The organism is Neisseria sp. P0008.S002, assembly GCF_051962805.1.
Taxonomy (GTDB): Bacteria; Pseudomonadota; Gammaproteobacteria; order Burkholderiales; family Neisseriaceae; genus Neisseria; species Neisseria perflava.
Genome location: NZ_JBQCUY010000002.1, coordinates 176,303 through 188,781 on the forward strand (window position 1 = coordinate 176,303; position 12,479 = coordinate 188,781).

10 protein-coding genes and 1 riboswitch are annotated in these 12,479 nt (G+C 52.4%); of the genes, 9 read left to right on the forward strand and 1 reads right to left on the reverse strand.

Annotated features, from left to right (window positions below):
• Nucleotides 1–44: 44 nt before the first annotated feature.
• Complete coding sequence (ubiB, locus tag ACTHSA_RS02740; protein WP_004519542.1) at nucleotides 45–1,556, reverse strand: ubiquinone biosynthesis regulatory protein kinase UbiB; 1,512 nt, start codon at nucleotides 1,554–1,556, stop codon at nucleotides 45–47.
• 206 nt (nucleotides 1,557–1,762) lie between these two features.
• Nucleotides 1,763–1,860: riboswitch (glycine riboswitch) on the forward strand.
• Between the two features lie 210 nt (nucleotides 1,861–2,070).
• Between ubiB and gcvT the strand changes: the two genes are divergently transcribed.
• The 9 genes from gcvT to ACTHSA_RS02785 all read left to right on the forward strand — a co-directional run bounded on the left by gcvT (nucleotide 2,071) and on the right by ACTHSA_RS02785 (nucleotide 12,469).
• A complete protein-coding gene (gcvT, locus tag ACTHSA_RS02745; RefSeq protein WP_004519543.1) occupies nucleotides 2,071–3,171 on the forward strand; it encodes a glycine cleavage system aminomethyltransferase GcvT in 1,101 nt (366 codons plus the stop codon).
• Nucleotides 3,172–3,317: 146 nt separating this feature from the next.
• The gene (gene gcvH, locus ACTHSA_RS02750; RefSeq protein WP_036492952.1) at nucleotides 3,318–3,716 is read left to right on the forward strand and encodes a glycine cleavage system protein GcvH; all 399 of its coding nucleotides are present in this window, start codon (nucleotides 3,318–3,320) and stop codon (nucleotides 3,714–3,716) included.
• A 107-nt stretch (nucleotides 3,717–3,823) separates the two neighbouring features.
• Nucleotides 3,824–4,375 (forward strand): DNA-3-methyladenine glycosylase I, encoded by a 552-nt coding sequence (locus ACTHSA_RS02755; protein WP_049336411.1) that lies wholly within the window; start codon nucleotides 3,824–3,826, stop codon nucleotides 4,373–4,375.
• A 55-nt stretch (nucleotides 4,376–4,430) separates the two neighbouring features.
• Complete coding sequence (gene gcvP, locus ACTHSA_RS02760) at nucleotides 4,431–7,283, forward strand: aminomethyl-transferring glycine dehydrogenase (RefSeq protein WP_004519547.1); 2,853 nt, start codon at nucleotides 4,431–4,433, stop codon at nucleotides 7,281–7,283.
• Nucleotides 7,284–7,507: 224 nt separating this feature from the next.
• Nucleotides 7,508–8,317 carry a bifunctional hydroxymethylpyrimidine kinase/phosphomethylpyrimidine kinase gene (gene thiD / locus ACTHSA_RS02765; protein WP_039862072.1) on the forward strand — a complete coding sequence of 270 codons (810 nt, stop codon included), beginning with the start codon at nucleotides 7,508–7,510 and terminating at the stop codon, nucleotides 8,315–8,317.
• A gap of 111 nt (nucleotides 8,318–8,428) precedes the next feature.
• Complete coding sequence (locus ACTHSA_RS02770; protein ID WP_003679886.1) at nucleotides 8,429–8,848, forward strand: OsmC family protein; 420 nt, start codon at nucleotides 8,429–8,431, stop codon at nucleotides 8,846–8,848.
• Nucleotides 8,849–9,109: 261 nt separating this feature from the next.
• Nucleotides 9,110–9,823: a GntR family transcriptional regulator gene (locus ACTHSA_RS02775; protein ID WP_070584800.1), complete on the forward strand. Its 714-nt coding sequence runs from the start codon at nucleotides 9,110–9,112 to the stop codon at nucleotides 9,821–9,823.
• A 72-nt stretch (nucleotides 9,824–9,895) separates the two neighbouring features.
• A complete protein-coding gene (locus tag ACTHSA_RS02780; protein WP_049332174.1) occupies nucleotides 9,896–10,675 on the forward strand; it encodes a DeoR/GlpR family DNA-binding transcription regulator in 780 nt (259 codons plus the stop codon).
• Between the two features lie 105 nt (nucleotides 10,676–10,780).
• Nucleotides 10,781–12,469 carry a glutamine--tRNA ligase/YqeY domain fusion protein gene (locus ACTHSA_RS02785; RefSeq protein ID WP_440378796.1) on the forward strand — a complete coding sequence of 563 codons (1,689 nt, stop codon included), beginning with the start codon at nucleotides 10,781–10,783 and terminating at the stop codon, nucleotides 12,467–12,469.
• The last annotated feature ends 10 nt before the right edge of the window (nucleotides 12,470–12,479 follow it).

Consider the following 12,479-nt stretch of genomic DNA (forward strand, 5'->3'; position numbering starts at 1 on the left):
ATTTCAGACGGCCTTTTATATGCCGTTTAAAGCTGTATTACGGTTTACTTAAACAGCAAAATCAGTAGCAAAACAACCGCAATCACAGCCAACCACAGGCTTTGGCGTTGCTGTACTTTGACCAGATGCACATAGGCATCGCGCATTTCCTGTTGGCGGTTTTCATCAACCAACGCACTGATTTTGCGCGGCAGGGAAGGGATGATTTGCGCCCAGTCGGGAGCTTCGTTTTTGAGGTTGCGCCAAAGGGCTTTGGGGCCGACCTGTTCGTTCATCCAACGCACCAAAAACGGTTTGGCGGTTTTCCACAAGTCCAAATCGGGATCGAGTTGGCGGCCTAAGCCTTCGATGTTGAGCAGCGTTTTTTGCAGCAATACCAGCTGCGGTTGGATTTCGACATTGAAGCGACGGCTGACTTCAAACAGGCGCATCAGTACCAAGCCGAAGGAAATTTGCGAAATCGGTTTGTTGAACACCGGTTCGCACACGGCGCGGACAGCCGCTTCCAATTCTTCCGCGCGCGTGTCGGCAGGCACCCAGCCCGATTCGATGTGGGCGGTAGCGACGCGGTGGTAATCGCGGTTGAAGAATGCGAGGAAGTTGATGGCGAGATAGCGTTTGTCGTAGTCGGTCAGCGTGCCGACGATGCCGAAATCGAGGGCAATGTAGCGGTTGTCGGCGGCGACCAAAATATTGCCGGGGTGCATATCCGCATGGAAAAAGCCGTCGCGGAAAACTTGCGTGAAGAAGATTTCCACGCCGTAATCGGCAAGTTTGTGCAAATCAATGCCGTCGGCTTTGAGTTTGGCAATATCGGATACCGGAGTGCCGTCCATCCATTCGATGGTCAGCACGTCGCTGGTGCAGTAGTCGTAAAACACCTTCGGCACAATCAGCATATCGCTGTTTTGGAAATTGCGACCGAGCTGGCTGGCATTGGCGGCTTCGCGCATCAAGTCCAATTCGTCGTGCAGGTATTTGTCAAATTCGGCCACTACTTCGCGCGGCTTCAAACGCTTGCCGTCTGAAAACAAACGCTCCACCCAGCCTGCACCAAAGCGCATCAGCGACAAATCCTGTTCGATAACGGGCAAAAGGTTGGGGCGCAAGACTTTCACGGCGACCTGTTCGCCCGAATGCAGGTGGGCTTTGTGTACTTGGGCGATGGACGCGCTGGCGACAGGCTCTGTTTCAAATTCCGCGTATAAAGTGTCGATGGATTGTCCCAGTGATTTTTCGATTTGCGAGCGTGAAAGTTGCGCGTCAAACGGCGGCACTTTGTCTTGCAGCCTTGCCAGTTCGACCGCGTAATCGTGCGGAATCAAATCGGGACGCGTGGACAATACCTGCCCGAATTTGATGAAAATCGGCCCCAGGCTTTCCAACGCCAAACGCAGGCGCACGGCAGGCATTTCGTGTTTGAACTTGGACGACTGCGGCAGCATATTGAGGAAAGTCCGCGCCCAACCCGGACGGACCAGCGAGGCAATCAGCTCGGCAAGGCGGTAGCGGTAGAGCGTGCAGAGGATGGTTTTAATGCGTTTGAGGCGGTTCATGATGGACGCGGATAAATCGAAAAAACAGAATTATATAGGAAAAACGGGTAAGGGCTTCAGACGGCCTGAGACTTTTGCAAAAACATTTGCCGCATAGCTAACAATTTTATAAGGGCTCAGGTTTTGCCGCCCCAATAAAAAGACGGATATTCACATCATAAATATTCGTCGGCTACTTGCCCAAACTGCCGATTCAAGACATAATCGGGAAATGTGCAGGAGAGTGTTACACCCAACTACAATGTAACCACCGAAGGCGCAGACACCCTTAAATCGCTCAGGTATCAGGGACTGCACATTGAAACAAACAATCTGGAGAGCGGCGTTGGAATAACGTCCACCGAAGGGGAGAAGGCCGTCTGAACCACCATTCAGACAACCGCGCAAAGCAGTGAGCAGACTGGTTTGCCATCATGCGGATACAGCCGAAAATCTCAGGTTCAAGGACAGATAGGGTCATCCGCGCACAGGTGCGCGGGCGGCATCTGAACAAAAAATCCGGAGAAACTTGAGAATGACTGCTCTGAAAACCACCCCATTTCATCAAGCCCATCAAGATGCAGGCGCGAAGCTGGTAGATTTTGCCGGCTGGGAGCTGCCCATCCATTATGGTTCACAAATCGCCGAACACGAAGCCGTGCGCACCGACGCCGGTATGTTTGACGTATCCCATATGCTCGTTACCGACGTAGCAGGCGCAAATGCCAAAGCCTTTTTCCGCAAATTGATTGCCAACGATGTCGCCAAACTCGCTTTTGTCGGCAAAGCCCTTTATTCCGCTTTGCTCAACGACAACGGCGGCGTGATTGACGACTTGATCGTTTACCGCACCAACGAAGCCGAAACACAATACCGCATCGTGTCCAACGGCGCGACCCGTGAAAAAGACACGGCGCAATTCCACAAAGTCGGACAAGAGTTCGGCGTTGCCTTCAATCCTCGCTACGACCTCGGCATGCTCGCCGTACAAGGCCCGAAAGCCATCGAAAAACTCCTGACCGTCAAACCTGAATGGGCAGACGTTATTCACGGCCTCAAACCGTTCCAAGGTGCAGACTTGGGCAATGACTGGTTTGTCGCCCGCACCGGCTATACCGGCGAAGACGGCGTCGAAGTCATCCTGCCCGGCACTGAAGCCGTCGCATTCTTCAAAGCCCTGCAAGCAGCAGGCGTACAGCCTTGCGGCCTCGGCGCACGCGACACCCTGCGCATGGAAGCCGGTATGAACCTCTACGGCAACGATATGGACGACAATACCAGCCCGCTCGAAGCAGGCATGGGTTGGACCGTTGACTTAAAAGACGAAAGCCGCGACTTCGTCGGTAAAGCCGCCTTGCTGGCATTGAAAGAAAAAGGCGTTACCGTGAAACAGGTCGGCCTGTTGCTCGAAAAAGGCGGCATCCTGCGCGCGCATATGGAAGTGTTGACCGACAAAGGCAAAGGCGAAACCACCAGCGGCGTATTCTCGCCAAGCCTGAAGCAATCCATCGCCATCGCGCGCGTACCGAAAGACTTTGACGGCGATACTGCCAAAGTACTGATGCGCGGCAAAGAAGTGGATGTACGCGTATTGAAGCTGCCGTTTGTGCGTAATGGTCAAAAACAGTTTGATTAATATCGGTTCAGACGGCCTTATTTGTTAAGGGCCGTCTGAAAGCAGGTTTTAATTGTCGTCTAATACGGACGTTTGTAGAAAGCATTGAACAAGGCATCTGTGGATATTGATTCATGAAGATGCCGTCTGAAAATAACCCCCTATCAATGGAGTATCAAACCATGAGCAACATCCCAGCAGAACTGAAATACGTTGCCAGCCACGAATGGCTGCGCCTTGAAGAAGACGGTACCATCACTGTCGGCATTACCCATCACGCGCAAGAGCTGTTGGGCGACATCGTGTTTGTCGAGCTGCCTGAAGTCGGCGCAAACCTGGCTGCCGAAGAGCAAGCCGGTGTGGTTGAGTCTGTAAAAGCCGCGTCCGACGTGTACGCGCCGATTGCAGGCGAAGTCGTTGCCGTCAACGAAGATTTGCCAAGCGCTCCGGAAACTGCCAACAGCGATCCTTACGGCGCAGGCTGGTTCTTCAAAATCAAACCTGCCAACCCTGCCGATTACGACGGTCTGTTGACTGCCGAACAATACGCAGGCGAAGTAGCTTGATTTTTGCAAACATCCAAACAGGTTTTGTGCCTGTTTGATATTGCAGGTCTTAGGTCGTCTGAAAAATGCTTTCAGACGGCCTTTGTTTCAATTTTCCCTCAACAAACATGAATTACTGCGAATTTGTCGCCACTCTTCCCGACGATACGGACAACCCCAACCAACATTATCACGACACGCAATACGGTTTTCCGATTGAGGATGACAATGAATTGTTTGAGCGGCTGGTGTTGGAAATCAATCAGGCAGGATTGAGCTGGACGCTGATGCTGAAGAAGCAACGGGCATTTCAGACGGCATTTAAAGGTTTCGACATCGATACGGTCGCCGCATTTGACGAAGCCGAAATTGAGCGGCTGCTTGCCGATGCAGGCATCGTCCGCAACCGCCTGAAAATCAACGCAGCCATTTATAACGCGCGACAAATCAAGCAAATACGGCAAGAATACGGCTCATTCAAAAACTGGTTGGATACACACCATCCGCTCGACAAGGCTGAATGGGTGAAGCTGTTTAAAAAACATTTCAAATTTGTCGGCGGCGAAATCGTCGGCGAATTTCTGATGAGTACCGGCTACCTGCCCGGCGCGCATGTGGAAACCTGTCCGGTTTATAGGGAAATATTGGCATGTCGTCCAAAGTGGGCGGAGGCCGTCTGAAACAACATCTGCAAGAAAAAACAGTGTTGATATCGATAACACCGAAGGAGTAGAAATGAAACTATCTGAATTGTTCAACCCGAACGAATTTGCCGTGCGCCATTTGAGCTTTGGCGACGAGGCTGCGCTTTTGGAAGCGCTCGGCGAGAAGAGCATGGACGATTTTGTCGGCAATACCGTGCCGCAAAGCATCCGTATGCCGTCCGAACTCGATTTGCCCGAAGCTTTGACCGAGGCGGACGCGTTGGCGAAATTGAAAGGCATCGCGTCGAAAAACGTGATCAACAAATCCTATATCGGTTTGGGCTATTACCCGACCCGCGTGCCGAACGTGATTTTGCGCAACGTATTGGAAAATCCGGGTTGGTACACTGCCTACACCCCGTATCAAGCGGAAATTGCCCAAGGTCGTTTGGAAGCTTTGTTGAACTTCCAACAAGTGTGTATCGATTTGACCGGTTTCCCTGTGGCAGGCGCGTCTTTGCTGGACGAGGCAACTGCCGCTGCTGAAGCGATGGCGATGGCGCACCGCGTGGGCAAAGTGAAATCCGAGCGTTTCTTTGTGGATGCGCGCGTGTATCCGCAAACTTTGGACGTGATGAAAACCCGCGCCAAATATTTCGGTTTTGAACTGGTGGTTGGAGATTTTGCCCAAGCTGATGACGGCGAATACTTCGGCGCGCTGTTCCAATACGTCGGTAAAGACGGCGACGTACAAGATTTGCAGGATGTTATCGGTCGTCTGAAAGCAAAAGGCACAATCGTGGCCGTTGCCGCCGACATCATGAGCTTGGTTTTGCTGAAGTCTCCGGCTGAACTGGGCGCAGATATTGCTTTGGGCAACACCCAACGCTTCGGCGTGCCAATGGGCTTCGGTGGTCCGCACGCTGCTTATTTCGCGTTTAAAGACGAGTTCAAACGTTCCGCCCCAGGCCGCATCATCGGCGTATCCAAAGACGCATCAGGCAAACCCGCGCTGCGCATGGCGTTGTCCACCCGCGAGCAACATATCCGCCGCGAAAAAGCGACATCCAATATTTGTACCGCACAGGCATTGCTGGCGAACTTGGCCGGTATGTATGCCGTTTACCACGGCCCGGAAGGCGTGAAACGCATTGCCAACCGCATTCATGCGCTGGCTTCTGCCTTTGCCGATGCGCTGGTTTCAGACGGCCTGAATGTGGTTCACAAAGTCTTCTTCGATACCGTTACCGTTGATTTCGGCAGCAAAGAGAAAGCAGACCAAGTGTTTGCCGCTGCTTTGGAGTCGGGTTACAACCTGCGCCGCGTCAACGATACTCAAGTTGCGGCTGCATTCCATGAAACATCGGCATACGAAGATTTGGTTGATTTGTACCGCGCGTTTACCGGCAAGGATACGTTCGCATTTGCCGATGACGTCAAAGGCCGTCTGAATGCCGAATTGCTGCGTCAAGACGACATTCTGCAACATCCCGTATTCAACCGTTACCACACCGAACACGAAATGCTGCGCTATCTGAAGAAACTCGAAGACCGCGACTTGGCGATGAACCGCAGCATGATTTCGCTCGGTAGCTGCACCATGAAGCTCAATGCGACTGCGGAAATGTTGCCGATTACTTGGGCAGAGTTCACCGACATCCACCCCTATGCCCCCAAAGACCAAGCCACAGGCTACTACGCGCTTTTGACCGACATGGAAAACAGCCTGAAAGCCATCACCGGCTTTGACGCGATTTCCTTCCAGCCCAACTCCGGCGCGCAGGGCGAATACAGTGGCATGCTCTCCATCCGCCGCTATCAAGAAGCCAACGGCGAGGGACACCGCAACATCTGCCTGATTCCCAAATCCGCCCACGGCACCAACCCTGCGACTGCCGCTATGCTGGGTTTGAAAGTCGTCGTTGTCGATACCGACGAACACGGAAACGTCAACATCGACGATTTGAAAGCCAAAGCCGAGCAATACCGCGACGCTTTGTCCGCCATCATGATTACTTACCCGTCCACCCACGGCGTGTATGAAGAAGGCATCCGCGACATCTGCCGCATCATCCATGAAAACGGCGGACAGGTTTACATGGACGGCGCCAACCTCAACGCCCAAATCGGCATCATGCAGCCTGCCGAAGTCGGCGCGGACGTGTTGCACATGAACCTGCACAAAACCTTCTGTATCCCTCACGGCGGCGGCGGTCCGGGCGTCGGCCCTATCGGTTTGAAAGCCCACCTTGCCCCGTTTGCACCGGGACATGCTTTGACCGACATCCACAGCGCCAGTGCCGACCAAACCGCCGTTGCTGCTGCGGCCTTCGGTTCTGCGTCCATCCTGCCGATTACTTGGATGTACCTGACCATGATGGGCAAACAAGGCATGGAGCAGGCAACACGCTGGGCATTGCTCAACGCCAACTACGTTGCCAAACGTCTGAGCGAAGACTATCCGATTCTGTATACAGGCAAAAATGGCCGCGTCGCGCACGAATGTATCGTCGACTTGCGTCCGCTCAAAGCCGAAAGCGGCATCACCGAAACCGACATCGCCAAACGCCTGATGGACTACGGCTTCCACGCACCGACGGTTTCCTTCCCTGTTGCCGGTACGCTGATGATCGAGCCGACCGAGAGCGAAAGCAAAGCCGAACTCGACCGCTTCATCGCCGCCCTGAAACAAATCAAACAGGAAGTGCTGAAAGTCGAGCGCGGCGAATGGCCGAAAGAGGACAACCCGCTGGTCAACGCTCCGCATACCGCCGCAGATGTAACCGGCGAATGGGCGCATCCGTACTCCCGCGAAGAAGCCGTCTTCCCGCTGCCTTTCGTGCGCGAAAACAAATTCTGGCCGAGCGTCAAACGGGTAGATGAAGTGTATGGCGACCGCAATCTGGTTTGCTCCTGCTTGCCGATTGATGCATACGAAGATTAAGCCTGAATAGGTTTAAAATTGAACAGGCCGTCTGAAAATGAAAATAGTTTTCAGATGGCCTTTTGTTTGTTAAGATATTTCGCCCGAGAACATACATTTGTTTTTGGTAAAACAACAGATAAGGCATTCGGAAAAATAGACGGCGAATGCCTTTGTTTGCGGATAAAACCAAACTGCTCTCAACAACGATAAACACAAGGCCGTCTGAAAAACAGGAGGACACGATGGACGAACTTTTTATTCAAACGCTGACGATTGCCGGCTCAGATTCCGGAGGCGGCGCGGGCATACAGGCGGATTTGAAGACATTTCAGATGCGCGGCGTGTTCGGTACCAGTGTACTGACCGCGGTTACCGCACAAAATACTTTGGGCGTATCGGCAGTGCATTCGATACCGACCGACATGATTGCCGCGCAAATTGCTGCGATTCAGGAGGATTTCCAAATCCGCGCCTATAAAATCGGCATGCTGGGTACGGCGGAAATCATCGAATGCGTGGCGGAACAAACTGCCGAATGCGATTTCGGCAAACGCGTGTTGGATCCGGTTATGATTGCCAAAGGCGGTGCGCCGTTGTTGGAAAATTCAGCCGTCGAAGCCATGAAACGCCTGCTGCTGCCGCATACGGACGTATTGACCCCCAATCTGCCTGAAGCGCAGGCATTGACGGGTATTAATATTGAAAACCGTCAAGATGCGGAACGCGCCGCCAAAATTCTTCAGGATTGGGGTGTGAAAAATGTGGTGATTAAAGGCGGCCATCTTGCCGACAGCCAAAGCGAATATTGCACCGACTGGCTGTTTACGCCATACGAAACCATTGAGCTGAACAGCAAACGTTTCCCAACGCCGCATACGCATGGCACGGGCTGCACGTTTTCGGCCTGCATTACTGCCGAGTTGGCAAAAGGGTTTAGCGTGCCCGAGGCGGTTCAAACGGCAAAAAACTATATTGCCGCCGCCATTTCCCATCCTTTGGGCATCGGGGCAGGGCACGGGCCGGTCAATCATTGGGCGTATCGGGACGAATAATGCGTTTAGGCCAATTGTAATTGATTGTATTTTTCAGACGGCCTGACTAGGTTTATCACTTGAAATTGTTTACAATGTCAGATTAATGCTTTTACGGATAAAAAAGACACCATGCAAGTTACCTCAAAATGGATAGACGGAATGTGTTTCGTCGGTACAACGGCAAACGGACACAGCGTTGTGATGGAAGGCGCGGCGGCTGAAGGCGAAGTCAAACGCGGCCCCAGCCCGATGGAAATGCTGTTGTTGGGTGTAGCAGGCTGCTCCAGCATCGATGTCGTGATGATTGCCGAGAAACAACGTCAAAAAATTACCGACTGCCGTGCCGAAGTGACTGCCAAACGCGCCGACACCGCGCCGCGCGTGTTTACCGAAATCCATATCCACTTCAAAGTGTATGGTCGGGATTTGCAAGAAAGCGCGATTGAACGCGCCGTACAGATGTCTGCCGAAAAATATTGCTCCGCATCGATTATGCTGGGTAAAGCGGCAAAAATGAGCCACAGCTTCGAGATCGTCGAAACAGAATAGGGCGGTTTCAGGATGGGAGTGCCGGAGCGTGAACCGGCTACGCACAAAAAAAGCAGATATATTCACGCATTAACATGAATATATCTGCTTGCTTTTTATTCCTTTTTCTCTCTCTCTATCAGCCTTTATAACTTGGCTTGTTGATCTCATTGTGCAAGTTTCGTTTAACATTGTCAACAATTTTTAATTATATTTTAAACACCCCCGAAAGCTGCAGGTTTGTAAACGCTTGCGCCTTAATACGGATATTGGGGAAACATTATGGATTACGAAAATAATACCAACGTTGCGCCTGCAACTTCATCGCTTATTTTGGAAGAACGTCACGATTCGGAACTCTTCCGCGTGTACGCATTGATTTTGGACGGTATTACCGACCATCTGCTGCTGCCGGGCAAAAAACTGACCGAGTCCGAGCTTTGCCGACAAATGGTTTGCTCCCGCAATACCGTGCGTGGCGCATTATCGCTTTTGGCGCACGATAAAATCGTCGATTTGCAGCCCAACCGCGGCGCATTTGTCCATGTGCCGGACTTGAAAGAAATGAAAGACGTGTTCAACACGCGTATCGAAATGGAAAGCATGATTTTGAGCGTCCTTATCGATATGCCTGATTTGGAAACGCGTCTGCAACCGCTTTATGCCATGATTGAGCAAGAGGGCGCAGCCTCCGAAAGCGGCGACCGCGTGGGTTGGAACCGCCTGTCCAATGCCTTCCATGTCGAATTGGCGCGGCTGCTGGACAACGATGTCCTGTTTGAAATCATGAATACCTTGTGTGCACGTTCTTCATTGATTGTGGCTGTTTCCGATCCGCTTCGCAAAGAAAAGCGCAACATCGATTCCAATTCGCACCATGAACACCGTGAAATTCTCGATTTATTGGTGGCCGGCAAGCGCAACCGTGTGACCAAAGTCATACGCCGCCACTTGAGCGTGTGTATGGAACGCTTGGAACAAAAACTCGAGATGTAATCGGGTTGACAACAACAAGGCCGTCTGAAATATTCAGACGGCCATTGGTTTATCCCTACAAAACGAAACGCCATGAAACCCAAAATCCAAAGACACGAACATATCCTCAGCCTTGTCCGCGAACATAACTTTATGACGGTGGAAGAATTGGCGGCGAATTTGGATGTTACGCCGCAAACCATACGCCGCGATGTGCAGGAGTTGAGTGAAACCGGACAGCTCAAACGCTATCACGGCGGCGCATCTTTGGGCGACGTTTCAGTTGTAACGGCAGGGCAGGAGCGGCGCAACCATCAGCAGCAGGAAAAAAACGCCATTGCCCGATTGATCGCTTCCACCATTCCCGATAATGCCTCGCTATTTATCAGCATCGGCACCACCATGGAAGCCGTCGCCGCCGAGTTGGTCAGACAGCGTAAAAACCTGCGGATTATCACCAACAATATCTACGCCGCCTCCATCACTGCGGCGCGTACCGACTACACGGTCATCATCGCTTCCGGCGTGGTCCGCCCATTGGACGGCGGTATTACCGGCGTGGCGACTGTCGATTTCATCAACCAATTCAAAGTCGACTATGCCATCATGAGTACTCACGGCATAGAAAACGACGGCTCGCTTTTGGATGACGATTACAAGGAAGTCAGCGTCATGCAGGCGATGGTGAACAATGCCCGCGTGCGCTATCTTGGCGTCGACCACAGCAAGTTCAACAGCAATGCCTTGGTCAGACTGGGCGATATCGGCGCATTCGATAAGCTGTTTACCGACCGCACACCATCCGCCGCCATGCAGAAAACCCTAAACGAACGCGGCGTGGCGTGGCAGGTTGCCGACCCTGTATCAAAGTAGCCAAGTCGGGTACAATTGAGCCATCATTCCATTCCTTTCAGACGGCCTGATTGAATGCTCAGGCCGTCTGAAAACAGAAAATCATTTTCCCATCAAAGAAATATTATGTTGAATAAAGACCAATTCGCGGACAACCATTTCATCCGCACCATCATCGAAGAAGACCTCAAAAGCGGTAAACATACAGCCATCCAAACCCGCTTCCCGCCTGAGCCGAACGGTTACTTGCACATCGGCCACGCCAAATCCATCTGCTTGAACTTCGGTTTGGCTTATATTTACGACGGCTTGTGCAACCTGCGTTTCGACGACACCAACCCTGAAAAAGAAAACGAAGAATACGTCAATGCCATCAAAGAAGACGTCGAATGGTTGGGCTTCCATTGGGCGGGCGAGCCACGTTTCGCTTCCAACTATTTCGACCAGCTTTACGACTACGCTGTCGGTTTAATCAAAGACGGCAAAGCGTATGTCGATGATTTGACGCCCGAAGAAATGCGCGAATACCGCGGTACGCTGACCGAAGCAGGCAAAAACAGCCCTTACCGCGACCGCAGTATTGAAGAAAACCTCGACCTGTTCACACGCATGAAAAACGGCGAGTTCCCCGACGGCAGCAAAACCTTGCGCCTGAAAATCGATATGGCGGCAGGCAATATCAATATGCGCGACCCCGTCATCTACCGTATCCGCCGCGCCCATCACCACAACACCGGCGACAAATGGTGCATCTATCCGATGTACGACTACACGCACTGCATTTCCGATGCTATCGAAGGCATCACGCATTCCTTGTGTACACTCGAATTTGAAGCACACCGTCCGCTGTACGACTGGGTGTTGGACAACATTCCTGCGCCGCACGCCACACGTCCGCGCCAATACGAGTTTTCCCGTTTGGAGCTTCTGTATTCCATCACGTCCAAACGCAAGCTGAACCAACTGGTTTCAGACGGCCACGTTTCCGGCTGGGACGACCCACGTATGCCGACCATTTCCGGTATGCGCCGCCGCGGTTACACGCCCGAAGGCCTGCGCCTGTTTGCCAAACGCGCCGGTATTTCCAAATCTGAAAACATCGTCGACATGAGCGTGTTGGAAGGCGCGATTCGTGAAGAGTTGGAGAACTCTGCGCCACGCCTGATGGCGGTTTTGAATCCGCTCAAAGTGACCCTGACCAACTTTGAAGCCGGCAAAACCCAAAGCCGCCGTGCCGCGTTCCATCCGAACCACGAAGAAATGGGCGATCGCGAAGTACCTATTTCACAAACCATCTACATCGAAGCCGACGACTTTGCCGAAAATCCGCCCAAAGGCTTCAAACGCCTGGTTCCCGGCGGAGAAGTGCGTTTGCGCCACGGCTATGTGATTAAGTGTGATGAAGTAGTAAAAGACGAGGCAGGCAATGTGGTTGAACTCAAATGCAGCATCGACCACGATACCTTGGGCAAAAATCCCGAAGGCCGCAAAGTTAAAGGCGTGATTCATTGGGTTTCTGCCGAACACGCCGTCGAAATTAAAGTCCGCCTGTACGACCGCCTCTTTACCGTCGAGCGTCCTGATGCCGTGCGCGGCGAAGACGGCAACTATCTGCCGTTTACCGATTTCCTCAATCCAGAATCCATCAAGGAAATCACTGCCTACGCCGAACCTGTCGCAAAAGATCTGCCGGCAGAAAGCCGTTGGCAGTTTGAACGCATCGGCTACTTCGTAACCGACCGCAAAGACCACAGCAAAGACATGCCGGTGTTTAACCGCACGGTGACGCTGAAAGATTCTTGGCAGCCTAAGTAATCTGTTTGCA

What these genes read in the sequence shown, in the direction of transcription:
- thiD (WP_039862072.1), top strand. Translation starts at nt 7,508, where the DNA reads ATGGACGAACTTTTTATTCAAACGCTGACGATTGCCGGCTCAGATTCC.
- ACTHSA_RS02785 (WP_440378796.1), top strand. Translation starts at nt 10,781, where the DNA reads ATGTTGAATAAAGACCAATTCGCGGACAACCATTTCATCCGCACCATC.
- ACTHSA_RS02775 (WP_070584800.1), top strand. Translation starts at nt 9,110, where the DNA reads ATGGATTACGAAAATAATACCAACGTTGCGCCTGCAACTTCATCGCTT.
- ACTHSA_RS02755 (WP_049336411.1), top strand. Translation starts at nt 3,824, where the DNA reads ATGAATTACTGCGAATTTGTCGCCACTCTTCCCGACGATACGGACAAC.
- ACTHSA_RS02770 (WP_003679886.1), top strand. Translation starts at nt 8,429, where the DNA reads ATGCAAGTTACCTCAAAATGGATAGACGGAATGTGTTTCGTCGGTACA.
- ACTHSA_RS02780 (WP_049332174.1), top strand. Translation starts at nt 9,896, where the DNA reads ATGAAACCCAAAATCCAAAGACACGAACATATCCTCAGCCTTGTCCGC.
- gcvP (WP_004519547.1), top strand. Translation starts at nt 4,431, where the DNA reads ATGAAACTATCTGAATTGTTCAACCCGAACGAATTTGCCGTGCGCCAT.
- gcvT (WP_004519543.1), top strand. Translation starts at nt 2,071, where the DNA reads ATGACTGCTCTGAAAACCACCCCATTTCATCAAGCCCATCAAGATGCA.
- gcvH (WP_036492952.1), top strand. Translation starts at nt 3,318, where the DNA reads ATGGAGTATCAAACCATGAGCAACATCCCAGCAGAACTGAAATACGTT.
- ubiB (WP_004519542.1), bottom strand. Translation starts at nt 1,556, where the DNA reads ATGAACCGCCTCAAACGCATTAAAACCATCCTCTGCACGCTCTACCGC.